The organism is Halodesulfovibrio oceani subsp. galateae, assembly GCF_055397225.1.
Map to the genome: position 1 here is coordinate 2,030,808 of NZ_AP042453.1, position 20,373 is coordinate 2,051,180.

Sequence of the window (20,373 nt, forward strand, 5' to 3'; positions counted from 1 at the left end):
GAAGTACCGGATAGAAATATATGGTGCGAAAGGAGAGACTCGAACTCTCACGGGATTAACCGCCAGATCCTAAATCTGGTGCGTCTACCAATTCCGCCACTCTCGCATTCATTCATATGTACGACTTTTACCGCAACAAGGATTTATATGTCCTTGCTTGCTTACTTGGTAACATGTCGAAGGCGCAGACATTTACCATTGCTGCGCACAGAGTTCAAGCATTAAAATGCAATTAATTACATTTCTTGTGAAAAAAAGCTCTAAGTAGACGAAGCTACTTACAAACATTTTTACGTCACTATTACTAACGAATAAGCAATGTTCCGCACTCTGTACCGCTTTTTAGTACTTCTCCGATCACAGCAGCCATCTCGCCTCTTTCTGAAAGGAAGGAAATAGCCTCTTCGACACGTGCTTCAGGCACAGCCAAGACAAGCCCGCCTGATGTCTGAGCGTCAAATATAAGATCAACCCGCAAAGAGTCAACACCCTCAGCAACTTCTGTTGCATTTTTACAGTGAAGCTTGTTTGCATGGCTGCCCTCAGGCACCAATCCCATACTTGCCAACTCCAGCGCCTTATCAAGCACAGGTACGGCCTCGGAGTCAATAGCAACGAGTGCTTTTGATGCCTGTGCCATCTCTAAAACATGTCCGCCAAGTCCGAATCCGGTAACGTCTGTCGCGGCTTTCAGCGTAAATTGACGAATAAGCTCAGCGCCAATATTATTTAACCGTGCTGACCATCTATATAGTAGTTCTTCCATTTCCTCACAGCCATCCCAGCTGGCTTTAACACCAGTGGCAAGCACACCGGTACCAACCGGTTTTGTAAGAATCAGGACATCGCCCTGCTGCAAACCAGCATTAGAGGCATACCCGTCCGGCTCAACATACCCTGTCACAGAAAGTCCGTATTTTATTTCCGCATCTTCAACACTATGTCCACCAGCCAGCACCGCGCCTGCCTCGACGATCTTATCGTACCCGCCTCGAATAATTTCACTCAACATACTTTTAGGCATGCTTTTGACGGGGAAACAAACAATATTCATAGCGCACCACGGAGTGCCCCCCATTGCGTACACATCAGATAACGAATTCGCGGCAGCAATTTGCCCGAACCGATATGGATCGTTCACAATAGGCGTAAAAAAATCAAGAGTCTGCACAATGGCTTTACCTGCCGGAAAAGACAAAATTGCTGCATCTTCATTATTAGTTGTACCGGTAAGCACCCTGCCCTGCTCTCTCTCTGCAGCACGTGGCAGTGACTGTAAAATCTCCTCCAGGTCCCCTGGAGCAATTTTAGCAGCTCAACCAGCCGCTTTAACAGTATCCACCATTTTAATTGTAGGCTTACTCATGCACAATACCTGCATTAACTCGCGTTGAACGAGTTTCATCCTTTAAAAATTGAATAAAGCTATGAATAGCGGGGAAATAGTGACGCCGGTTATGATACACGCAGAAGAACTGTCTACTCAGCTTCATATTTGAAACAGGGAGTACTATAAGCTCCCCGCGTTCAACTTCTGCTGCAACTGCAAGTCTGGATGTGATAGAAAGCCCCATACCGGCTTTAACAAATTGAATAACTGCATTGGTAGATTCAACCTGTACAACAGACGGAAGAGAACGGATATCGACATTATGCTCTGCAAGAGCATTGGCAAAAGACTTACGTGTACCGGAGCCTCGTTCGCGCATTACCCAGCTGTGATTCTCAAGAGTCTCAGCTGACAATGGCTCCTTCATTGAAGCATATGAAGGAGGAGCAATAACCACCAATTCATCATCGACAATAGGAATAAACGTCAGTTCTGGATCATTTTCGAATGCGCCAACAACGCCGATCGAAAGATCACCATCAGATAATTTTTGAATAACTGCTTCTGAATCTGCCACTTTCAGTGAAACATCCACGTTCGTGTTTTTCAACATGTACTTGGCCATCACGCGAGGTAGCAGATAATGGGCGGGAATCGTACTGCCACCTATGACTATTTCACCGGCAATTTCATCATGCAGCTGCGCTATTTCTGCTTTCGCCGCATTAATAGATGAAAAAGCCTTTTTGGCATATTTATACAGAATTGTACCTGCTTCTGTAGGCAAAACAATGCGCCCCATTCTATCAAGAAGTGGGACGTTTAACTCTGACTCAAGCGCGGAAACATGCGCGCTTATGGTAGGTTGAGATAAAAAAAGATCTTTCCCTGCACGGGAAAAACTCTGTAACTCATAAACCTTGCAAAACGCTTCTAACTTTCTGTAATCAATCATATCTATTGAATACATCGAAAAATGAAATACTGCAATAGACACAAAAAAAGGCCGTTGTAAAAACAACGGCCTTAATATGCATAGTGCGAGACAGATAAATCGACTATTCAGCTGCGTTAGCAGCTTCTACAGCCTGTTTAACTGCTTCGTCTTTCTGATCCTTGCTCATAGGAGCAGCGGAGTCAGATTCTTCTACACCGGGCTTGCGGATAAGTTCAATCACAGCCATCGGTGCGTTATCGCCCTTACGTGGAGTAGAGAGCTTGATAACACGTGAGTAGCCGCCTGGTACACCTTCGAAAAGCGGTCCGATTTCATCGAACAAGAACTTAACGAGCTGGTGGGAACCAAGAACTTTGTAAGCCTGACGGCGAGCGTGAAGATCGTTGCGTTTAGCAAGAGTAATCAGCGGCTCAATAACGCCACGCAGGCTTTTAGCTTTAACCACGGTGGTACGAAGAGAGTAATGAGTCAGCAGAGACTTCGCCATGTTGCGAAACATAGCCTTACGATGTGAAGGTGTTCTGCTGAATTTCTTTCCAGATTTTCTATGCCTCATTTTGCTGCTTCCTCTTCAACCAGTCCTGGTATTTCTTCTCAAAGCCATCAACTTGCATACCAAAATCAAGTTCCATTTCGCCAAGCACGCGACGAATTTCGTCGAGTGACTTACGGCCAAAGTTCTTGGTTTTAAGCATTTCAGATTCAGTACGCTGAACAAGTTCACCAACTAATGCAACATTTGCACTCTTAAGGCAGTTAGTAGCACGAACTGAAAGTTCGAGTTCATCGATACCTTTGAAGAGGTTTTCGTTCAGGCCGCTATCAGCAGACGCCTGTTCGTTTTCTTCTTCAGAGATGCGTTCGTCAAAGTTGATGAAAACAGAGATCTGTTCTTTAATGATCTTTGCACTGTAGGCAATGGCATCCTCTGGTGAAACTGAACCATCAGTCCACACTTCAAGGATGAGCTTGTCATAGTTGGTCATCTGGCCAACACGGGCCTGCTCAACAGTGTAGGCAACCTTGCGAACTGGTGAAAAACTTGCGTCAAGCTTGATAAGACCAATCTCATCGCTAAGTCCTTCATGCGTGTCTGCTGGCACGTAACCTTTACCCATTCTGATCTCGAGTTCAAAAGTAACTTCTTTGTCCTCGGTCAGAGTGAATAGTGGCTGGTCCGGATTAAGAACCATCACGTGCTGGTTGCCTTTAATGGCTTCGGCAGTTACAGCGCCCTGCTTGTTCGCGGTGAACTCAATACGTTGAGGCTCTTCCGTGTCCATAGCAAAACGTACTGACTTAAGATTCAGTACAATATCAGTAACATCTTCAAGAACGCCCTCAATAGTGGTGAACTCGTGATGTACATCTGACATTTTTACTGCAACAGCGGCAGCACCCTGAAGGGAAGCAAGTAACACGCGACGCAACGAGTTGCCAATGGTGTTACCATATCCACGTTCAAGAGGCTCGCATACAAACTTACCGTACTGCGTGTTGCCTTCGCCGATACGCGCAATGGTGTCCGGTTTAACCAACTCAGACCAGTTGCGAGTATTAATAGTTCTGTCGCCTTGTTTGATGAGCATGCTTTAAACCCGCTTATTTGGAGTAGAGCTCGACAATCAGCTGTTCGTTGATTGGGAACTGAATGTCTTCGCGTTGAGGCAGAGCCTTAACGGAACCCTTGAAGTTAGGGGCGTCAACTTCCAGCCAATTTGGACAACCGCGTCGAGCGATAACTTCCTGAGCTTCCGCCAGAACTGGATCTTTACGATGTTTTTCTACAACAACGATCTCGTCGCCAACTTTCACCTGCATAGAAGGAATGTTTGCCTGACGGTTGTTGAGTGTAAATACGCCGTGACGAACCATCTGACGAGCTTGCTGACGTGAGTTAGCAAAACCGAGACGGAACACCGCGTTATCGAGGCGACGTTCGAGAAGAGCGAGCAGGTTTTCACCAGTAACGCCTTTCTGCATGTCAGCCTTTTTAAAGTAGCTGCGGAACTGTTTTTCAAGAATGCCGTACATACGACGAACTTTCTGTTTCTCGCGCAGCATAACTGCGTAATCGCTTACTTTTTTGCGGGAACGGCCTGCCTGTCCAGGTGCGTATGGACGGCGGTCGAACGCGCATTTATCAGTGTAACAGCGATCGCCTTTCAGGAATAACTTTGAACCTTCGCGTCGACAAATGCGACACTTAGCACCATTATATTTAGCCAAAACAATCTCCTCTTGTATTAGACGCGACGTCTCTTAGGTGGACGGCAGCCATTGTGAGGGATCGGGGTAACGTCACGAATGAACGCAACCTTAAATCCAGCAGCGTTGATAGCACGCATGGCGGCTTCGCGACCGGTACCTGGACCTTTGACGTAGATACCGACAGTACGCATTCCGTTGTCTTGTGCTTTTTTGGCAGCAGCATCAGCCGCAACCTGAGCAGCAAACGGAGTAGACTTACGGGAACCCTTAAAGCCAGCCTGGCCTGCGGATCCCCAACTTACTGCGTTACCACGAGTGTCGGTAAAGGTAATAATGGTATTGTTGAAGGTAGCCTGGATATGGGCGATCCCTACGGGAATATTCTTTCTTTCTTTCTTCTTGCCCGTACGCTTGGGTCTAGCCATAACTATACTCTCTCAACTAGATTAATTGATAGATGGGGTTGGGAACCTCATACGAGCTTAGTACGACTAAGCCGTGATACGCCGGGTCTAAGGAGTTGCATCATATGAAAGCATCCTTAGGCTCGGGAGAGATTCCACGCCTGATCCTACATGAGGATGGACTTACTTCTTCTTCTTACCAACAACAGCGCGACGTGGACCTTTACGGGTACGTGCGTTTGTCTTAGTACGCTGACCGCTCACAGGAAGACCGCGACGGTGACGCAGACCACGGTAACAACCGGAGTCCATAAGACGTTTGATGTTGGAAGATACTTCGCGGCGGAGGTCGCCCTCTACCTTGTAGTCCTGCTCAATAACTTTACGGATCTCGTTAACTTCTTCCGCAGTGACATCGTCAATATTACGTGTCCAGTCAACACCTACGGTGTCGAGGATCTGGAGAGCGGTATGACGACCAATGCCGAAAATGTAGGTAAGGGCGATATCAGCACGCTTACCTCTTGGGAGATCTACACCTGCAATTCGAGCCACAATTTACTCCTGGTATGCTTAGCCCTGACGCTGTTTATGTCGGGGATTTTCGCAAATGACTCTCAGGATGCCCTTGCGCCGGATAACCTTGCACTTAGAGCACATTTTCTTAACTGAAGGCCTGACTTTCATCTTTGACTCCATAGTCTGGATCTTCTGACACAACAAAAACTGAGCTGAATAAGCCCAGAACTGAGGTCAGTAACACCAAGTTCCACAAGTAGTCAATACAAATAACATGTACTGACTCAATTAATCAGACAAACTCAGAATAACTGGTCCATCTGATGTAATAGCAATAGAATGCTCAAAATGAGCAGAAAGCTTTCTGTCTTTGGTTACTGCAGTCCATTGATCGTCGAGAATATCAACTTCAAAGGACCCTTCAGTGACCATAGGCTCAATAGCTATTGCCATCCCAGCTTTCAGTGGGAGTCCCGCATTACCCTGCGGAACAAAGTTAGGAACTTCCGGCTTTTCATGAAGTTTACGGCCGATGCCGTGTCCTACGAAACGACGGACAATACCAAATCCATGAGATTCAGCATGTTCCTGAATTGCTCTGGAAACATCATTAAGATTATTCCCTGGGCAAGCTTGCTCGATACCTTTCATGAGAGACTCACGAGTAACATCGATAAGCTTTTGAGCTTTTTCCGATACACTACCTACAGCAAAAGTCCTGGCGTTGTCACCATAAAAACCTTCAAATAGGACCCCAACATCAAAAGAAACTATATCACCCTCTTTAAGCTCGCGATCAGACGGGAAACCGTGAACGATTTCTTCGTTAATCGAACAGCATAAAGAATACGGGAATCCATAGAGACCAAGGAATGCTGGTTTAACATTGAACTGTTTGCACAAGTTCATTGTCAGCTCATGGAAAAAAATAGTCTTAACGCCTGGGCGAACGTGTTCACCCAGAACGTCAAGAATGATAGCACCAATTCGATTGGCCTCCCGAAGGAGGCCAATTTCTTTCTCATTTTTTAAAAATACACCGCGGTATTTTTTCACTTCAGCTTTCTACCTTTTTTTAGACTTATTCATAAGTCCTTCATATTGGCGAGAGATCATGTGAGACTCCACCTGTGACATAAAGTCCATTGCTACCCCAACGATAATCAAGAGGCTTGTTCCGCCAAAATAGAACGGGACGTTAAGCTTTGCAATGAGAAGCATTGGAAGAACACAGATGGCTGCGATGTAAAAAGCACCCCAGAGAGTAATTCTGGAAAGTACTTTATCAATGTACTCTTTCGTCTTGATACCTGGACGAATACCAGGAATAAAGCCGCCTGAGTTCTTCAGATTCTCTGCAATGTCTTTTGGATCAAAGACAATAGCAGTGTAGAAGAAACAGAAGAATACAATGAGAGCGATGAAAATGATGTTATATACAATTGTCTGAGGAGCGAACCATGCTGAGAACTGCTGAATCCACTCTACATCTGGTGCAAATGTGCCGATTGTAGCCGGGAACATAAGCAAGGAAGATGCAAAAATTGGAGGAATAACACCAGCGGTGTTAATTCGCAGTGGAAGGTGTGTTGTCTGTCCGCCAACCATTTTTCTACCCATTTGACGCTTAGCGTAATGAATAGGGATACGGCGTTGACCACGCTCCATGAAGACAATGAATGCTAAAACTGCTGCCATGACGACGAGAATGAGAAGACCAACAAAAATGCTGAGTTCACCCGCGCCAACAAGGTTAAAGGATCTAAAAAGGGCACCCGGAAGACCAGCAATAATACCGGCAAAGATGATTAAGGAAATACCATTTCCCACACCCTTTTCAGTAATCTGCTCGCCTATCCACATAATCAAAACGGTACCTGCGGTAAGCGTAATGATAGTGGTGAGTCGGAAAGCCCATCCGGCTGTTAGTACAACTGGTGCGCCAATTGGACTGGTCATACTTTCCAGACCAACAGCAATACCCAGACCCTGAATGATGGTAATGAGAACAGTACCATATCGAGTGTACTGGGTAATCTTCTGACGACCAGAAGCCCCCTCCTCTTTTGCCATACGCTTAAGATCAGGTGAAACTACCTGCAAAAGCTGTACGATAATAGAGGCAGAAATATAGGGCATGATACCGAGGGCGAAGATCGACAAATTACGAAGTCCGCCCCCGGAAAACATGTCAAACAGGCCGAACAGGGTGTTTTGAACGCTGGCAAAGAAATCAGACAACGCTGCCGTGTCAACACCTGGAACAGGTACATGAATACCGATACGGTATACAGCGAGTAAGAAGAAGGTCCACAACAATTTCTTTTTCAGTTCTGGCTGTTTCGCCAGATTATCAACACCACTGAGCGCCACGTTTTACCTACCCTTCAAGCGCCTTGGCTTCGCCGCCGGCGTTTTGGATTTTTTCAAGTGCAGAAGCAGTGAACTTGTGAGCTTCAATAGTCAGCGCAGCGGAAATTTCGCCACGACCGAGAATTTTAACAGCTGCACCGTTCTTAGCGAGACCGCGTGCGTAGATGTCCTCAAGGGTGATGTTACTCTGACCCTCGAATGATTCTGCAAGGCGATCAAGGTTGATCACGTCGTATACTGCTTTAAACTTAGCGTTGGAGAACCCACGCTTAGGCAAACGACGGGCCAGAGGCATCTGGCCACCTTCAAAACCTGGACGAACGCCGCCGCCTGAGCGAGCATTCTGGCCTTTATGACCTTTCGCTGCAGTCTTACCCCAGCCTGAGCCGGAGCCACGACCGATACGACGACGTTGCTTACGTTCCTCTGGGAATGGGAAAAGTTCATGAAGTTGCATTACTCCGTAACCTCCACCATATGAGAAACTTTAGCAATCATACCGCGTACTGCAGCATTGTCCTTAAACTGTTTTTCCTGACGGATCTTTCTCAAACCTAATGCGTCCAATACTGCACGCTGTTTAGGGAGAGTGCCGATCCGGCTACGTACAAGTTTAATCTTGATCATGGCTATACCTACTTCCTAGGAGCTTCGAGCTTCTTACCACGCAATGAACCGACATAGTCAGCACTGCGCAGGGATGTCAGACCAGCCATGGTTGCACGGAGTACGTTATGTGGGTTGTTAGTGCCGATAGCTTTTGCAAGAATATCAGTAACACCAACAGCTTCCATAATCGCACGTACCGGGCCACCAGCGATGATACCAGTACCTTTTGAAGCAGGCTTCAAAATTACACGACCAGCGCCGAAACGACCTAATACCTCATAAGGTAATGTACCGTCAACCAATGAGATCTGAACCATGTCTCTTTTAGCACGCTCAGAGGCTTTACGTAAAGCTTCAGGAACTTCCTGAGCTTTACCGAGGCCGAAGCCTACATTGCCCTGACCGTCGCCAACAACAACCAATGCTGAAAAGCTGAAACGGCGACCGCCCTTTACAACTTTCGCTACGCGGTTGAGATAGACAATCTTTTCAATCAAACCGAGTTCGTTTTGTTCCATGACTATACCCATACCTGTTAAAATTTCAGGCCTGCTTCACGAGCAGCATCAGCGATAGCTTGAATGCGGCCGTGATAGATGTAGCCATTACGGTCGAACACTACGCGCTCGATCTTCTGTTCCTTAGCAAGGCGAGCGATTTCTGTGCCAACCTTGGCTGCAGAAGCCTTGTTGGATTTAAGAGCTTCGCCGTCTTTGCTAAGAGTCAGTGTAGAAGCGGCTACGAGGGTAGAACCTTCGCGGTCGTCTACAAGCTGAGCGTAGATATGCAGGTTAGACCTGAAGACAACGAGACGCGGACATTCAGCAGAGCCTGAAATCTTTTTCCGGATGCGAACTTTACGACGCAACCTTTTTTCGTTCTTGGACTTCATCTGTCTAGACCTGCCTATTTACCTGCAGATTTACCGGCTTTGCGGCGGATCTGCTCATTATCATATTTAATGCCCTTGCCTTTGTAAGGTTCCGGCGGACGTACACGGCGAACGGTAGCTGCAAACTCGCCTACGAGCTGCTTATCGATGCCGTTTACTGTCAGCTTGTTACCCTCAGCTTTTGCCTCGATTCCTTCCGGAAGAGGCATAACTACTGGGTGGGAGAACCCAACTGCAAGTTCAACATTTTTTCCCTTTACCGCAACTTTGTAACCAACACCGTTGACTTCGAGAGTCTTGGAGAAGCCTTTGCTTACACCTTCGATGCAGTTAGCAACGAGAGTACGACGCAGGCCGTGCTGTGCACGTGCTACGCGGGACTCATCTTTGCGGGTAATTACTACGTTGCCATCAGCAATTTCGTAATTGAGGGTAGCTTCTACCGGAGTAGAAATACTGCCCTTAGGGCCCTTTACATTAATAACTTCGCCCGCAATCTTAACTTCAATACCAGAAGGGATTGCTACAGGCTGTTTACCAATACGTGACATGACTGCACCCGCTACCAGATTTCGCAGAGGATTTCGCCGCCAGCATTAGCTTCTTTGGCTGCGATTCCTTCTAGTACACCACGGGATGTGGACAGGATACATATACCAAGACCGTTTTGTACGGCCGGAACGTCCTGTGCACCTACGTAAACACGACGACCCGGCTTAGAGATACGTTTGAGGCCAGCAATTACTGCTTTACCTTTTACGTATTTCAGAGTGATCTTGATTTCACGATCTTCTACGGAGAAGTCGTTTACGTAACCCTCAGCCTTGAGGATGGAGGCAATGGATTCCTTCATCTTCGAGCGCGGCACACTCACTTCCTTATGAAGGGCCAAGTGCGCGTTGCGGACACGTGTAAGCATGTCTGCAATAGGATCAGTCAGCATCTAAAACTCCTTGTTGACTTACCAGCTCGATTTACGAACGCCTGGGAGCTCACCGCGCAGAGACATCTGGCGGAAGCAAATACGGCAAATGCCGAAACGACGCATGAAAGCGCGTGGGCGTCCACAAATTGGACAACGATTGTATGCACGCGCGCTAAACTTAGGTTTACGCGCGGCTTTAACTTCTAGAGATTTACGAGACATCTTTGGTTCTCCTTACTTCTTGAAAGGCATTCCGAGCTGATCAAGCAGGAATTTGCCTTCTTTGTCAGAGGAAGCGGTAGTAACGATGGTGATGTTCATACCAAAGGCATTATCAACACGATCAGCTTCCATTTCAGGGAAGATGGTGTGTTCTTTAATACCAAGGGTAAAGTTACCACGACCATCAAAACCACGATCAGGGATACCGCGGAAGTCACGTACACGAGGCAGTGCAAAGTTAACGAGCTTATCGAGGAAATCCCACATTACCGCACCGCGAAGTGTTACACGACAGCCAATAGGCATGCCTTCACGCAGTTTGAATGCAGCGATAGACTTCTTAGCACGAGTAACAACGGCCTTCTGACCAGCAATGGCGGTAAGCGCTACAACAGCATCTTCGAGGATCTTGTTGTTTGTGCTTGCTTCACCAAGGCCGATATTGAGGGAGATCTTTTCCAGCCCGGGAACCTGCATAGGTCCTTTGTACTGGAACTCTTTCTGCAAGGCCGGCACCACGTTTTCATTATAGATCTTATTCAGACGGGTCATCGTCTTTCACCCTACCCAAGGATTTCGTTACACTTCTTGCAGAAGCGCACTTTTTTACCGTCTTCGGTGTAGCGATAGCCTACGCGAGTAGGTTCAGCACATGCACCGCACATGACCATCACGTTAGAAACGTGAATAGGCATCTCTTTTTCGACGATTCCACCAGGCTGCTGTGCATATGGGTTCGCCTTAGTGTGGCGTTTAACCATATTAGCACCCTCGACAACTACGCGATCTTTCTTACGAAGGATTTTTGTAACTTTGCCGATTTTGCCTTTGTCCTTACCGGAGGTAACCATGACCTTGTCGTCTTTATGGATACGATACTGTTTCATGGTTACTCCTACAATACCTCAGGTGCGAGAGATACAATCTTCATGTACCCTTTGCCGCGGAGTTCGCGAGCAACTGGTCCAAAGATACGTGTACCTACTGGTTCGCCCTGTTTGTTCAGCACTACGGCTGCGTTACTGTCGAACTTGATGTAAGTGCCATCTACGCGACGAATTTCTTTCTTCGTGCGCACAACAACAGCTTTCATCACGTCACCTTTTTTCACCTTAGAATGAGGCATAGCCTCTTTCACGGATACTACGATGATGTCGCCTACAGAAGCATAACGGCGTTTTGAACCGCCGAGAACTTTAATACAAGCAACTTTTTTGGCACCGGAGTTGTCCGCTACTTCAAGAGTAGATTCTACCTGAATCATAGCAAACCCCTAAACGGCTTTTTCCAAAACAGAAACGAGATGCCAGCGTTTGTTGCGACTGAGTGGACGAAACTCGATAATTTTCACTTTATCACCCATTGCGCATTCGTTGTTTGGGTCGTGAGCTGTGAATTTCTTACGACGACGAATGTACTTCTTAAGAAGCGGGTGTTTAACGAGTGTCTCGACGCGAACAACAATAGTTTTGTCGTTCTTGTCACTCACAACAGTACCAACGAGCGCGCGACCCTTCCGCTGTTCAATAGCTTCGGACATTTTACGCTCCCTTTTCCTTCAAAATGGTCATAATACGTGCAATAGCACGTTTTGTAGCAGGAATACCGGAAGTATTATCAAGCTGTGCAGTTGCATGCTTGAAACGCAGGTCAAAAAGTTCCTTGCGTGTTTCTTCCAGCTTAGCGTTGAGTTCTTCAACACTAAGTTTTTTTAGTTCTGCGGCTTTCATTCTAGAGCCCCTCCTTAACCACAATAGTGGTCTTGATAGGAAGCTTGTAAGATGCGCGTTTCAGTGCTTCTTTTGCAAGCTCGATATCAACACCCTTGATTTCGTACAAGATGCGGCCAGGCTTTACAGGTGCGAACCAACCACAAGGGGCGCCTTTACCTTTACCCTGACGAACTTCAAGAGGCTTAGAGGTTTTCACACGATCCGGAAAAATACGGATCCAAACCTGACCACCACGTCGAATGTGACGAATCATCGCAATACGAGCAGATTCAATCTGCTGACTGGTGAGTTTGCCATGTTCGAGTGCTTTCAAACCGATGTCACCGAAAGCAATGGTGTTACCACGAGTGGCTTTGCCTTTAAGGCGGCCAGTCTGTTGCTTGCGGTATTTAGTCTTTCTAGGCTGAAGCATTACTGCCCTACCTCACTGTCAAGGATTTCACCTTTATAGATCCAGACTTTAACACCGATGATACCGTAAGTGGTGGAAGCTTCTGCAAAACCGTAGTCGATATCAGCGCGCAAAGTCTGAAGCGGAACGCGACCTTCGCGGTACCATTCGTTACGTGCGATTTCAGCGCCCGCTAAACGACCGGAACAAGATACTTTAATACCTTCTGCACCAAACTTGCGTGCCATAGAAACAGTACGTTTCATAGCGCGGCGGAAAGCAACTCGGCGTTCCAACTGCATCGCAATGTTTTCAGCTACAAGCTGTGCATTGGTTTCAGGGCGACGGATTTCGTTAACTTCGATGGAGAATTCACGCTGGAATTGACCACGGAGTTCAGCACGAAGCTTTTCGATTTCTACGCCCTTACGGCCGATGACGATACCCGGACGTGCTGTGCTAAGGATAAGACGAACTTTCCCGCCTGCACGTTCGATTTCAATGTCAGCAATACCTGCATGAAACAGGGCCTTTTTTACGTACTTACGAATTTTGCTATCTTCGAATACAAAGGCAGGATAATCTTTTTTGCTGAACCAGCGAGATCTCCAGTTCTTGTTAAAACCAAGACGGAAACCATATGGATGTACTTTTTGTCCCATAACTGTATCCTAACTTTCTTCGAGAATGACAGTGATATGGCTGGTACGTTTCAGGATGCGAGTTGCGCGACCCTGTGCACGAGGCATAAAACGTTTCCAGGTTGGACCCTCGTTGACGATAACCTGTTTCACCACGAGAGCATCCACATCAGAGCCAGGCACCTGTTCGGCGTTGGCGATTGCAGAGTGCAGCACTTTAAAAATAACTGCTGCACCTTTGTTCGGGGTGAACTTCAGGATATTTACAGCGTCTTCTACTGGCAGACCCACGATGTTTTTAGCAACAAGACGGGTTTTGCGTGTAGAAACGCGTACGAACTTAGCGGTAGCTTGAGCTTGCATATTAATTCACCTGCCCTAGCGTTTAGCCTTGCTCTTTTTGTCGGCAGCATGGCCGTAATAGGTGCGGGTCGGAGAGAATTCACCGAATTTGTGACCAACCATGTTCTCGGTCACGAATACTGGGATGAATTTCTTACCGTTATGAACCGCAAAGGTAAGGCCTACCATTTCAGGAAGAATCATAGACCGGCGTGACCAAGTCTTGATTACGCGGCGATCGCCACTTTCCTGAGCCTTCTCAACTTTTCGGAGAAGATGGTCGTCGACAAAAGGACCTTTTTTAAGAGACCTAGGCATTTTCTACTCCTACTTCTGACCGCGACGCTTGACGATAAGCTTACTGGAAGCTTTCTTCTTGTCGCGAGTCTTGTAGCCTTTGGTAGGGACGCCCCAAGGGGTAACCGGATGGCGACCACCAGAGCTACGACCTTCACCACCACCCAATGGGTGATCGATAGGGTTCATTGCAACACCACGAACTTTCGGACGGTTACCGAGCCAGCGATTACGGCCAGCTTTACCGATGCGAATTTTTTCGTGAGTTACGTTACCAACCTGACCAACTGTTGCGATACAGGTCAAAAGAACCTTACGAACTTCACCGGAAGGCATGCGCAAAAGTGCGTATTTGCCTTCTTTAGCAACGAGCTGTGCATATGCACCAGCAGCACGACAGAACTGTCCGCCACGGCCTGGAGCAAGCTCGATGTTGTGAATGATGGTACCAACCGGAATTTTGCTCATAGGAAGAGCGTTACCAGGTTTGATGTCTGCAGTTTCACCTGCGATAAGAACATCACCCTGTTTTACGCCAACTGGAGCAATAATGTAACGCTTCTCGCCATCTACGTAATGCAGAAGAGCGATACGAGCGGAACGGTTCGGGTCGTATTCGATATGAGCAATAGTTGCTGGAATATCGAACTTATTACGCTTAAAATCGATGATACGGTAAAGACGTTTGTGTCCACCGCCACGACGACGCTGAGTAATACGACCGTAGTTGTTGCGACCTGCTTTTTTGGACAGGCCTTCAGTCAAAGACTTCTCTGGGGTGCTACGAGTGATTTCCTCGAAGAGGGAAATAGTCTGGGAGCGACGACCCGGAGAAGTAGGCTTAAGCTTACGAACAGCCATTGCTTACACTCCCTCGAAGAATTCGATTTTTTCGCCAGCGGCCAGAGTAACGTACGCCTTTTTGAAACCAGGAATCTGACCGACAGTGCGGCCATTACGGACTCTTGCTTGTGGGCGACGTTTCACTACGTTAACACCTGCAACTTTTACATTGTAGGCTTCTTCTACAGCCTTCTTGATCTCAATTTTATTAGCAGATGGTGCTACAAAAAATGTAACCTGCTGTGCTGCTTCCTTAAGGAAGGTAGCTTTTTCAGATACAAGCGGCTTGATGAGGATCTTTGTATAATTCATGTGACCCTACCTCTACTTCAGTCGTTCCTGAACGGATTCAACAGCACCTTCAAGCAGAACAAGCTGCTTGTGACGGAGCACATCGTATACGTTCAGCTGCTCTACAGACTGTACTGTGATACCTGGGAGGTTACGTGCGGAAAGAACGAGCTTTTCATCAAGGTCTTTTGCAATGATGAGTGCTTTGTTCAAACCGAGCGCCTCAGTAACACCAGCCATGAGCTTAGTCTTTACTTCAGGCAGTTCGATGCCATTAACAACCATGAGATTCTCACCGGAAAGGCGGGAAGTCAAAGCCATTTTAATAGCAAGGCGACGAACCTTTTTATTTACCTTAAACCCATAGTCACGGGGCTGCGGACCAAAGGTCACAGCACCACCACGCCAAATCGGGGAACGGGAAGAACCAGCACGTGCACGGCCAGTACCCTTCTGACGCCAAGGTTTAGCGCCACCGCCACGAATATCGGAGCGGCCCTTAACAGAGTGGGTGCCTGCACGCTTAGCTGCACGCTGAGCGCGTACAACAAGGTTCAGGATCTCGGGTTTTACCTCGACCTCGAACACTTCAGGAGCCAAGGTGATTTCACCAGCTTCTGCTTTGTTCTGATCGTATAATTTTACAACAGCCACTGTAGTACCCCTTTACTGCTTGCGTACCAGTACGAGGCCGTTCTTAGGACCAGGTACTGCACCCTTAACCAGGATGAGGTTCTCATCGGCGCGAATAGCGACGACTTCGAGGTTAGATGTAGTCTGGCGAACATTACCCATGTGACCAGGCATTTTCTTGCCTTTGAACACTTTACCAGGGAATGTTGCGTGACCAATGGAGCCCGGAGCACGGTGCACTTTTTCGTGACCATGGGATGCAGGCATACCAGCGAAGTTCCAGCGCTTCATTACGCCCTGGAAACCTTTACCAATTGTAGTGCCAGTAACACGAACTTTTTCGCCTGCAGCAAAGATATCTGCAGAAAGTTCCTGTCCGACTTCCAGTGTTGGTGCTTCCTCGAGACGAATTTCGCAAGTATTGCGGAACAAACCGCGGTCAGCTTTTGCAAAATGACCACGCATTGCTTTGGTTACGTGCTTTTCTTTAGCTTCACCAAATGCAATCTGTACTGCATTATATCCGTCAGTAGCTGCATCTTTTTTCTGGATAACAGGACACGGACCTGCTTCGATAACGGTAACTGCAACAGCAGAACCATCGTTAGCGAAGATACGGGTCATGCCAACTTTGCGGCCCAAGATTCCTAATTTCTCAGTCATGATTACCTCTCGCTAGAGTTTAATCTCAACGTCCACGCCAGCGGGTAGACTGAGCTTTCCAAGAGCATCAACAGTTTGTTGAGTAGGCTCGAGGATATCCATAAGACGCTTGTGGATGCGCATTTCGAACTGTTCACGAGACTTTTTGTCTACGTGTACGGAACGGTTGACCGTGAACTTGTGAATGTTTGTCGGGAGTGGGATTGGACCAGCAACCCCTGCGCCCGTGTTGCGCGCCGTATCAACGATCTCTGCCACAGCCTTATCAAGGATGCGGTAATCGTAAGCTTTAAGCTTTATTCTGATACGATCACTGCTAACAGTTGTCATAGTTTATTACTCCATATTAGGGATACGAGACCCTTACCTGTGATCATTCCGTGAGGGGAATGATCCAAACTGCAATAAGCAGAAATTTCCTCACGACGGTACAAGATGAAATCTCTGTAAAGTAACGGCTGAACAGATGCATCTTGCCCTAGTAACGACAGAGGCAGGTGAACTCAAGATGAGTTCCAAAGTTGTTATTCGTAAATAATGGAGAATATATGAGAGGGAAATGTGATGTGTGACAAACCAGCCATGCCTGACAACATCAAAAAAGCCTCTACTCCACTACTTGCGAAGAACGCCCAAATGTCGTCAGCCTAGCCTGAGTATTATTGTATAGACACAATATACGCAGGTGGCCCGCAGGGGTTCAAAGATGCAAGTGATTAACACTTAAATTTGTATGTGCACCTTACAGTAAAACATGGTCCTTACTGGAACGGCACGACATAATGCAGCATCTAAAAACGCCTGCAAATGTCAAAAAACAGCAGAATGAGCTCAACCCATTCTTAACCTCCAAATTTGTGAGGAGGAGTTTTTGTGCTTGTGAGCAAACAGTTGTTCGTCTCAAGCGAGAAAGACTTATATGTGAGACAAGCTCTAACGTCAACACCTTTTTCGTATTTTTTTTACGATGTGTTGAATTATACTTACTCTACCCTTTCTAACCAGAAAAGCTCCGGCCATCTTACGATGACCGGAGCATTATATCGCCTGATAACTCAGGAACTAACCTTTACTGCTTACAATTTCTTCAGCAATAGAGTTAGGTACAGGCTCGTAGTGATCGAACTGCATAGTGAAGTTCGCACGACCCTGGGTTTTTGAGCGAAGGTCTGTTGCGTAACCGAACATTTCGGAAAGCGGAACCATTGCATCAATAACCTGAGCGTTAGCACGGGTGTCCATACCCTGTACGCGACCACGACGACCGTTAAGGTCACCCATTACGTCGCCAAGGTATTCCTCAGGAGTTACAACCTCTACACCCATGATAGGTTCGAGGATCTGAGGACCAGCTTTCTTACAAGCAGCTTTAATCGCCATAGAACCAGCGATGTAGAATGCCTGTTCAGAGGAGTCAACGTCATGGTAAGAACCCCAAATGAGTTTTACCTTAACGTCAACTGTTGGGAATCCAGCAAAAACACCACTTTTGAGTGCTTCCTGAATACCTTTGTCAACAGCTGGGATGTATTCTCTAGGAATAACACCACCACTAATGGAGTTAGTGAATTCGTAACCTTTCTCTGGGTTAGGTTCGACTTCAATAACAACATGACCATACTGACCACGACCACCAGACTGCTTAGCGTACTTGTGATCTTCTTTAGCAACCTTCGTGATAGTTTCACGGTAGGCTACCTGAGGCTTACCAACGTTAGCGTTAACGCTAAATTCGCGGGTAAGACGGTCAACAATGATGTCGAGGTGAAGCTCACCCATACCGGAAATAAGGGTCTGACCAGTTTCGTCATCACCTTTTACACGGAAGGATGGATCTTCTTTAGCGAGCTTAGCAAGAGCTGCGGACAGAGCGTCACGGTCAGCTTTTGTTTTAGGCTCAATAGCAACTTCGATAACTGGATCTGGAATATCGAGAGACTCGAGAATTACTGGACGATCCAACGCGCAGATGGTGTCACCAGTAGATACGTTTTTCAGACCAACAACAGCTACGATGTCGCCAGCGAATGCTTCTTTAATATCCTCACGCTTGTTAGCATGCATCTTAAGAAGACGACCAACACGCTCTTTCTTGCCGGTAGTTGCGTTGAAAATGGTCATACCAGTTTCAATTTTACCGGAGTAGATGCGGCTGAAGGAAAGGTGACCGATGTATGGGTCAGAAGCGAGCTTGAATACGAGAGCGGAGAAAGGTTCTTTCTCATCACATGGACAAGGAATCTTCACTTCTTCGTTATCAGGATCAGAACCTTCCATTGCTGGGATATCAATCGGGCTTGGGAGGTAATCAATTACCGCGTCAAGCAAAGGCTGAACACCCATGTTACGGAATGCGGAGCCACAGAATACAGGCACGATTGAACGTGCGATTGTAGCTTTACGCAATGCAGACTTAATCTCTTCAGCGGAGAGTTCTTCGCCACCGAGGTATTTTTCGAAGAGAGCTTCGTCTTCTTCTGCTGCAGCTTCCATCATTTCAAGACGTTTTTCATCGAAGAGTTCCTGCAGTTCTGCAGGAACAGCTTTGATTTCGAACTCAGCACCTTTGGTAGCTTTATCATAGTAGATAGCTTCGCCAGTTACGAGATCGATAATGCCTTCAAAATGATCTTCAGCACCGATTGGAATCTGGAGGGAAATAGGCTTAGCACCGAGACGATCGGAGATCATGCCTACTGCACGCCAGTAGTCGGAACCGATACGGTCCATTTTGTTGATGAAGCAGATGCGAGGCACACCGTAACGGTCTGCCTGACGCCATACAGTCTCAGACTGAGGCTCAACACCAGCAACAGCATCGAATACACACACGGTACCATCAAGAACACGAAGGGAACGTTCAACTTCCATAGTGAAGTCAACGTGGCCCGGTGTATCAATGATGTTTACGCGGTAATCTTTCCAGAAACAGGTAGTTGCAGCAGAGGTAATAGTAATACCACGCTCTTTTTCCTGCTCCATCCAGTCCATTGTGGACTCACCGGTATGGGTCTCACCAATTTTGTGAGATACACCAGTGTAGTAGAGAATACGTTCAGTAGTAGTAGTCTTGCCCGCATCAATGTGGGCCATAATACCGATGTTTCTCTGTTTCGATACAGATATTTTAGCAGACACAACAAGCTCCTCAGATTACCAACGGAAATGAGCAAAAGCTTTGTTAGCTTCTGCCATACGATGGGTGTCTTCTTTCTTCTTAACGGCACCACCACGGCTGTTGAACGCGTCAAGCAATTCGCCGGACAAACGTGCAACCATACCCTGCTCACCGCGACCGCGAGCGTAGGTGATGATCCAACGGATAGAGAGAGAAACCTGACGGTCTGGACGAACTTCAACTGGAACCTGGTAAGTTGCACCACCAACGCGGCGAGACTTAACTTCCAAATGAGGTTTTACATTTTCAATTGCTTTCTCAAAAGCGCGGATTGCATCTTCGCCGGTTTTTTCAGCGAGTACATCGAGTGCTTTGTAGAAGATTTTTTCTGCGGTGCTCTTTTTACCGTCAAGCATAAGACGGTTTACAAAACGAGCTGCCAGACGGCTTCCATATACTGGATCTGGCAAAATCTCACGCTTAGGTACGGGTCCTTTACGAGGCATATCTATATTACTCCATTAACTGCTTACTTAGGACGCTTAGCGCCGTATTTGGAACGGCCCTGGCGACGATCTGCAACACCTGCGGTGTCGAGGGTACCACGTACGATATGGTAACGTACACCTGGTAAATCTTTTACACGACCGCCACGAATCATAACTACGGAGTGTTCCTGCAAGTTATGACCTTCACCAGGGATGTAGGCAGTTACTTCGATGCCGTTGGTGAGGCGTACACGAGCTACTTTACGCAGCGCGGAGTTAGGTTTCTTAGGTGTAGTGGTGTAAACACGAGTACAAACACCACGACGCTGTGGACAAGCCTGCAGCGCTGGTGTTTTCTTACGTTTTACAACCTTCTTACGTTCCTTGCGGATAAGTTGGTTGATAGTGGGCATTTTTCCTCCAAAGGAATTTATCAAAGTCGTTCGCTTAGTACAGGATGAGCAGCCCCGGTGTGAGGTGCAACTCTAAT

General features: G+C 47.1%; 34 protein-coding genes and 1 tRNA gene. All 35 read right to left on the bottom strand.

What is annotated here, in order from left to right:
- Positions 1-21 precede the first annotated feature (21 nt).
- Positions 22-106 (bottom strand) — tRNA-Leu (locus tag ACZ5V1_RS09070).
- Positions 107-304: 198 nt separating this feature from the next.
- Positions 305-1,366, bottom strand: coding sequence for a selenide, water dikinase SelD (selD, locus tag ACZ5V1_RS09075; RefSeq protein WP_464391583.1), 1,062 nt, complete (start codon positions 1,364-1,366; stop codon positions 305-307).
- Entirely contained in the window at positions 1,359-2,285 is a 927-nt protein-coding gene (locus ACZ5V1_RS09080) for a selenium metabolism-associated LysR family transcriptional regulator (protein ID WP_464391584.1), read from the bottom strand. Before ACZ5V1_RS09080 ends, selD begins: the two co-directional genes overlap by 8 nt.
- A gap of 103 nt (positions 2,286-2,388) precedes the next feature.
- A complete protein-coding gene (rplQ, locus tag ACZ5V1_RS09085) occupies positions 2,389-2,844 on the bottom strand; it encodes a 50S ribosomal protein L17 (protein ID WP_160716039.1) in 456 nt (151 codons plus the stop codon).
- Complete coding sequence (locus ACZ5V1_RS09090) at positions 2,834-3,877, bottom strand: DNA-directed RNA polymerase subunit alpha (protein ID WP_160716041.1); 1,044 nt, start codon at positions 3,875-3,877, stop codon at positions 2,834-2,836. The genes rplQ and ACZ5V1_RS09090 overlap by 11 nt, the downstream gene beginning before the upstream one ends.
- Before the next feature lie 13 nt (positions 3,878-3,890).
- Positions 3,891-4,517: a 30S ribosomal protein S4 gene (gene rpsD, locus ACZ5V1_RS09095; RefSeq protein ID WP_373794672.1), complete on the bottom strand. Its 627-nt coding sequence runs from the start codon at positions 4,515-4,517 to the stop codon at positions 3,891-3,893.
- A 17-nt stretch (positions 4,518-4,534) separates the two neighbouring features.
- Entirely contained in the window at positions 4,535-4,924 is a 390-nt protein-coding gene (rpsK, locus tag ACZ5V1_RS09100; RefSeq protein WP_160716043.1) for a 30S ribosomal protein S11, read from the bottom strand.
- Positions 4,925-5,086: 162 nt separating this feature from the next.
- The gene (rpsM, locus tag ACZ5V1_RS09105; protein WP_464391585.1) at positions 5,087-5,458 is read right to left on the bottom strand and encodes a 30S ribosomal protein S13; all 372 of its coding nucleotides are present in this window, start codon (positions 5,456-5,458) and stop codon (positions 5,087-5,089) included.
- Between the two features lie 18 nt (positions 5,459-5,476).
- A complete protein-coding gene (gene rpmJ / locus ACZ5V1_RS09110; protein ID WP_020001440.1) occupies positions 5,477-5,590 on the bottom strand; it encodes a 50S ribosomal protein L36 in 114 nt (37 codons plus the stop codon).
- Positions 5,591-5,710: 120 nt separating this feature from the next.
- Positions 5,711-6,478, bottom strand: a complete 768-nt coding sequence (gene map, locus ACZ5V1_RS09115) for a type I methionyl aminopeptidase (protein WP_160716047.1) — start codon at positions 6,476-6,478, stop codon at positions 5,711-5,713.
- A gap of 9 nt (positions 6,479-6,487) precedes the next feature.
- The gene (gene secY, locus ACZ5V1_RS09120; RefSeq protein ID WP_464391586.1) at positions 6,488-7,795 is read right to left on the bottom strand and encodes a preprotein translocase subunit SecY; all 1,308 of its coding nucleotides are present in this window, start codon (positions 7,793-7,795) and stop codon (positions 6,488-6,490) included.
- A 7-nt stretch (positions 7,796-7,802) separates the two neighbouring features.
- Positions 7,803-8,252: a 50S ribosomal protein L15 gene (rplO, locus tag ACZ5V1_RS09125; protein WP_464386795.1), complete on the bottom strand. Its 450-nt coding sequence runs from the start codon at positions 8,250-8,252 to the stop codon at positions 7,803-7,805.
- On the bottom strand, positions 8,252-8,422 hold the full coding sequence (rpmD, locus tag ACZ5V1_RS09130; protein WP_160716053.1) for a 50S ribosomal protein L30: 171 nt from the start codon (positions 8,420-8,422) through the stop codon (positions 8,252-8,254). Before rpmD ends, rplO begins: the two co-directional genes overlap by 1 nt.
- Before the next feature lie 8 nt (positions 8,423-8,430).
- On the bottom strand, positions 8,431-8,922 hold the full coding sequence (gene rpsE, locus ACZ5V1_RS09135; protein ID WP_464386796.1) for a 30S ribosomal protein S5: 492 nt from the start codon (positions 8,920-8,922) through the stop codon (positions 8,431-8,433).
- A gap of 17 nt (positions 8,923-8,939) precedes the next feature.
- A complete protein-coding gene (rplR, locus tag ACZ5V1_RS09140; protein ID WP_464391587.1) occupies positions 8,940-9,296 on the bottom strand; it encodes a 50S ribosomal protein L18 in 357 nt (118 codons plus the stop codon).
- 14 nt (positions 9,297-9,310) lie between these two features.
- Complete coding sequence (rplF, locus tag ACZ5V1_RS09145) at positions 9,311-9,847, bottom strand: 50S ribosomal protein L6 (protein ID WP_160716059.1); 537 nt, start codon at positions 9,845-9,847, stop codon at positions 9,311-9,313.
- 11 nt (positions 9,848-9,858) lie between these two features.
- Positions 9,859-10,239 (bottom strand): 30S ribosomal protein S8, encoded by a 381-nt coding sequence (gene rpsH, locus ACZ5V1_RS09150; RefSeq protein WP_464386798.1) that lies wholly within the window; start codon positions 10,237-10,239, stop codon positions 9,859-9,861.
- Positions 10,240-10,257: 18 nt separating this feature from the next.
- The gene (locus ACZ5V1_RS09155) at positions 10,258-10,443 is read right to left on the bottom strand and encodes a type Z 30S ribosomal protein S14 (RefSeq protein WP_020001431.1); all 186 of its coding nucleotides are present in this window, start codon (positions 10,441-10,443) and stop codon (positions 10,258-10,260) included.
- A 12-nt stretch (positions 10,444-10,455) separates the two neighbouring features.
- Complete coding sequence (gene rplE / locus ACZ5V1_RS09160) at positions 10,456-10,995, bottom strand: 50S ribosomal protein L5 (RefSeq protein ID WP_160716063.1); 540 nt, start codon at positions 10,993-10,995, stop codon at positions 10,456-10,458.
- A gap of 11 nt (positions 10,996-11,006) precedes the next feature.
- Positions 11,007-11,330, bottom strand: a complete 324-nt coding sequence (gene rplX, locus ACZ5V1_RS09165) for a 50S ribosomal protein L24 (protein ID WP_464386799.1) — start codon at positions 11,328-11,330, stop codon at positions 11,007-11,009.
- Between the two features lie 8 nt (positions 11,331-11,338).
- The gene (rplN, locus tag ACZ5V1_RS09170) at positions 11,339-11,707 is read right to left on the bottom strand and encodes a 50S ribosomal protein L14 (RefSeq protein WP_464386800.1); all 369 of its coding nucleotides are present in this window, start codon (positions 11,705-11,707) and stop codon (positions 11,339-11,341) included.
- Between the two features lie 9 nt (positions 11,708-11,716).
- On the bottom strand, positions 11,717-11,983 hold the full coding sequence (gene rpsQ / locus ACZ5V1_RS09175) for a 30S ribosomal protein S17 (protein ID WP_020001427.1): 267 nt from the start codon (positions 11,981-11,983) through the stop codon (positions 11,717-11,719).
- A gap of 1 nt (position 11,984) precedes the next feature.
- Positions 11,985-12,173, bottom strand: a complete 189-nt coding sequence (gene rpmC, locus ACZ5V1_RS09180; RefSeq protein WP_160716069.1) for a 50S ribosomal protein L29 — start codon at positions 12,171-12,173, stop codon at positions 11,985-11,987.
- Between the two features lies 1 nt (position 12,174).
- Positions 12,175-12,588: a 50S ribosomal protein L16 gene (gene rplP, locus ACZ5V1_RS09185; protein ID WP_160716071.1), complete on the bottom strand. Its 414-nt coding sequence runs from the start codon at positions 12,586-12,588 to the stop codon at positions 12,175-12,177.
- Positions 12,588-13,229 carry a 30S ribosomal protein S3 gene (gene rpsC / locus ACZ5V1_RS09190; RefSeq protein ID WP_464386801.1) on the bottom strand — a complete coding sequence of 214 codons (642 nt, stop codon included), beginning with the start codon at positions 13,227-13,229 and terminating at the stop codon, positions 12,588-12,590. Before rpsC ends, rplP begins: the two co-directional genes overlap by 1 nt.
- 9 nt (positions 13,230-13,238) lie before the next feature.
- Positions 13,239-13,571 carry a 50S ribosomal protein L22 gene (gene rplV, locus ACZ5V1_RS09195; protein WP_020001423.1) on the bottom strand — a complete coding sequence of 111 codons (333 nt, stop codon included), beginning with the start codon at positions 13,569-13,571 and terminating at the stop codon, positions 13,239-13,241.
- 15 nt (positions 13,572-13,586) lie between these two features.
- Positions 13,587-13,868, bottom strand: coding sequence for a 30S ribosomal protein S19 (gene rpsS, locus ACZ5V1_RS09200; RefSeq protein ID WP_020001422.1), 282 nt, complete (start codon positions 13,866-13,868; stop codon positions 13,587-13,589).
- A gap of 9 nt (positions 13,869-13,877) precedes the next feature.
- Entirely contained in the window at positions 13,878-14,708 is an 831-nt protein-coding gene (gene rplB / locus ACZ5V1_RS09205) for a 50S ribosomal protein L2 (RefSeq protein WP_160716075.1), read from the bottom strand.
- A 3-nt stretch (positions 14,709-14,711) separates the two neighbouring features.
- Positions 14,712-15,002 (bottom strand): 50S ribosomal protein L23, encoded by a 291-nt coding sequence (rplW, locus tag ACZ5V1_RS09210; protein WP_160716077.1) that lies wholly within the window; start codon positions 15,000-15,002, stop codon positions 14,712-14,714.
- 12 nt (positions 15,003-15,014) lie between these two features.
- Complete coding sequence (rplD, locus tag ACZ5V1_RS09215) at positions 15,015-15,635, bottom strand: 50S ribosomal protein L4 (protein WP_464391588.1); 621 nt, start codon at positions 15,633-15,635, stop codon at positions 15,015-15,017.
- 12 nt (positions 15,636-15,647) lie between these two features.
- Positions 15,648-16,277 (bottom strand): 50S ribosomal protein L3, encoded by a 630-nt coding sequence (gene rplC, locus ACZ5V1_RS09220; protein ID WP_464386804.1) that lies wholly within the window; start codon positions 16,275-16,277, stop codon positions 15,648-15,650.
- Between the two features lie 12 nt (positions 16,278-16,289).
- On the bottom strand, positions 16,290-16,607 hold the full coding sequence (gene rpsJ / locus ACZ5V1_RS09225; protein ID WP_010938597.1) for a 30S ribosomal protein S10: 318 nt from the start codon (positions 16,605-16,607) through the stop codon (positions 16,290-16,292).
- A gap of 732 nt (positions 16,608-17,339) precedes the next feature.
- Positions 17,340-19,370, bottom strand: coding sequence for an elongation factor G (gene fusA, locus ACZ5V1_RS09230; RefSeq protein ID WP_464391615.1), 2,031 nt, complete (start codon positions 19,368-19,370; stop codon positions 17,340-17,342).
- Positions 19,371-19,430: 60 nt separating this feature from the next.
- Entirely contained in the window at positions 19,431-19,901 is a 471-nt protein-coding gene (rpsG, locus tag ACZ5V1_RS09235; RefSeq protein ID WP_074215171.1) for a 30S ribosomal protein S7, read from the bottom strand.
- Positions 19,902-19,924: 23 nt separating this feature from the next.
- Positions 19,925-20,296, bottom strand: a complete 372-nt coding sequence (gene rpsL, locus ACZ5V1_RS09240; protein WP_020001415.1) for a 30S ribosomal protein S12 — start codon at positions 20,294-20,296, stop codon at positions 19,925-19,927.
- Positions 20,297-20,373: the final 77 nt, after the last annotated feature.

What these genes read in the sequence shown, in the direction of transcription:
- rplE (WP_160716063.1), bottom strand. Translation starts at nt 10,995, where the DNA reads ATGACCCGTCTGAATAAGATCTATAATGAAAACGTGGTGCCGGCCTTG.
- rpsG (WP_074215171.1), bottom strand. Translation starts at nt 19,901, where the DNA reads ATGCCTCGTAAAGGACCCGTACCTAAGCGTGAGATTTTGCCAGATCCA.
- rplR (WP_464391587.1), bottom strand. Translation starts at nt 9,296, where the DNA reads ATGAAGTCCAAGAACGAAAAAAGGTTGCGTCGTAAAGTTCGCATCCGG.
- rpsL (WP_020001415.1), bottom strand. Translation starts at nt 20,296, where the DNA reads ATGCCCACTATCAACCAACTTATCCGCAAGGAACGTAAGAAGGTTGTA.
- rplX (WP_464386799.1), bottom strand. Translation starts at nt 11,330, where the DNA reads ATGAAACAGTATCGTATCCATAAAGACGACAAGGTCATGGTTACCTCC.
- rplQ (WP_160716039.1), bottom strand. Translation starts at nt 2,844, where the DNA reads ATGAGGCATAGAAAATCTGGAAAGAAATTCAGCAGAACACCTTCACAT.
- rplP (WP_160716071.1), bottom strand. Translation starts at nt 12,588, where the DNA reads ATGCTTCAGCCTAGAAAGACTAAATACCGCAAGCAACAGACTGGCCGC.
- rpmC (WP_160716069.1), bottom strand. Translation starts at nt 12,173, where the DNA reads ATGAAAGCCGCAGAACTAAAAAAACTTAGTGTTGAAGAACTCAACGCT.
- rplO (WP_464386795.1), bottom strand. Translation starts at nt 8,252, where the DNA reads ATGCAACTTCATGAACTTTTCCCATTCCCAGAGGAACGTAAGCAACGT.
- rpsE (WP_464386796.1), bottom strand. Translation starts at nt 8,922, where the DNA reads ATGGAACAAAACGAACTCGGTTTGATTGAAAAGATTGTCTATCTCAAC.
- ACZ5V1_RS09080 (WP_464391584.1), bottom strand. Translation starts at nt 2,285, where the DNA reads ATGATTGATTACAGAAAGTTAGAAGCGTTTTGCAAGGTTTATGAGTTA.
- rplC (WP_464386804.1), bottom strand. Translation starts at nt 16,277, where the DNA reads ATGACTGAGAAATTAGGAATCTTGGGCCGCAAAGTTGGCATGACCCGT.
- rplV (WP_020001423.1), bottom strand. Translation starts at nt 13,571, where the DNA reads ATGCAAGCTCAAGCTACCGCTAAGTTCGTACGCGTTTCTACACGCAAA.
- rpsH (WP_464386798.1), bottom strand. Translation starts at nt 10,239, where the DNA reads ATGCTGACTGATCCTATTGCAGACATGCTTACACGTGTCCGCAACGCG.
- rpsS (WP_020001422.1), bottom strand. Translation starts at nt 13,868, where the DNA reads ATGCCTAGGTCTCTTAAAAAAGGTCCTTTTGTCGACGACCATCTTCTC.
- rpsJ (WP_010938597.1), bottom strand. Translation starts at nt 16,607, where the DNA reads ATGACAACTGTTAGCAGTGATCGTATCAGAATAAAGCTTAAAGCTTAC.
- rplB (WP_160716075.1), bottom strand. Translation starts at nt 14,708, where the DNA reads ATGGCTGTTCGTAAGCTTAAGCCTACTTCTCCGGGTCGTCGCTCCCAG.
- rplN (WP_464386800.1), bottom strand. Translation starts at nt 11,707, where the DNA reads ATGATTCAGGTAGAATCTACTCTTGAAGTAGCGGACAACTCCGGTGCC.
- rpsQ (WP_020001427.1), bottom strand. Translation starts at nt 11,983, where the DNA reads ATGTCCGAAGCTATTGAACAGCGGAAGGGTCGCGCGCTCGTTGGTACT.
- fusA (WP_464391615.1), bottom strand. Translation starts at nt 19,370, where the DNA reads ATGGCCCACATTGATGCGGGCAAGACTACTACTACTGAACGTATTCTC.
- rpsK (WP_160716043.1), bottom strand. Translation starts at nt 4,924, where the DNA reads ATGGCTAGACCCAAGCGTACGGGCAAGAAGAAAGAAAGAAAGAATATT.
- rpmJ (WP_020001440.1), bottom strand. Translation starts at nt 5,590, where the DNA reads ATGAAAGTCAGGCCTTCAGTTAAGAAAATGTGCTCTAAGTGCAAGGTT.
- rplF (WP_160716059.1), bottom strand. Translation starts at nt 9,847, where the DNA reads ATGTCACGTATTGGTAAACAGCCTGTAGCAATCCCTTCTGGTATTGAA.
- ACZ5V1_RS09155 (WP_020001431.1), bottom strand. Translation starts at nt 10,443, where the DNA reads ATGTCTCGTAAATCTCTAGAAGTTAAAGCCGCGCGTAAACCTAAGTTT.
- ACZ5V1_RS09090 (WP_160716041.1), bottom strand. Translation starts at nt 3,877, where the DNA reads ATGCTCATCAAACAAGGCGACAGAACTATTAATACTCGCAACTGGTCT.
- rplW (WP_160716077.1), bottom strand. Translation starts at nt 15,002, where the DNA reads ATGAATTATACAAAGATCCTCATCAAGCCGCTTGTATCTGAAAAAGCT.
- rpmD (WP_160716053.1), bottom strand. Translation starts at nt 8,422, where the DNA reads ATGATCAAGATTAAACTTGTACGTAGCCGGATCGGCACTCTCCCTAAA.
- rpsC (WP_464386801.1), bottom strand. Translation starts at nt 13,229, where the DNA reads ATGGGACAAAAAGTACATCCATATGGTTTCCGTCTTGGTTTTAACAAG.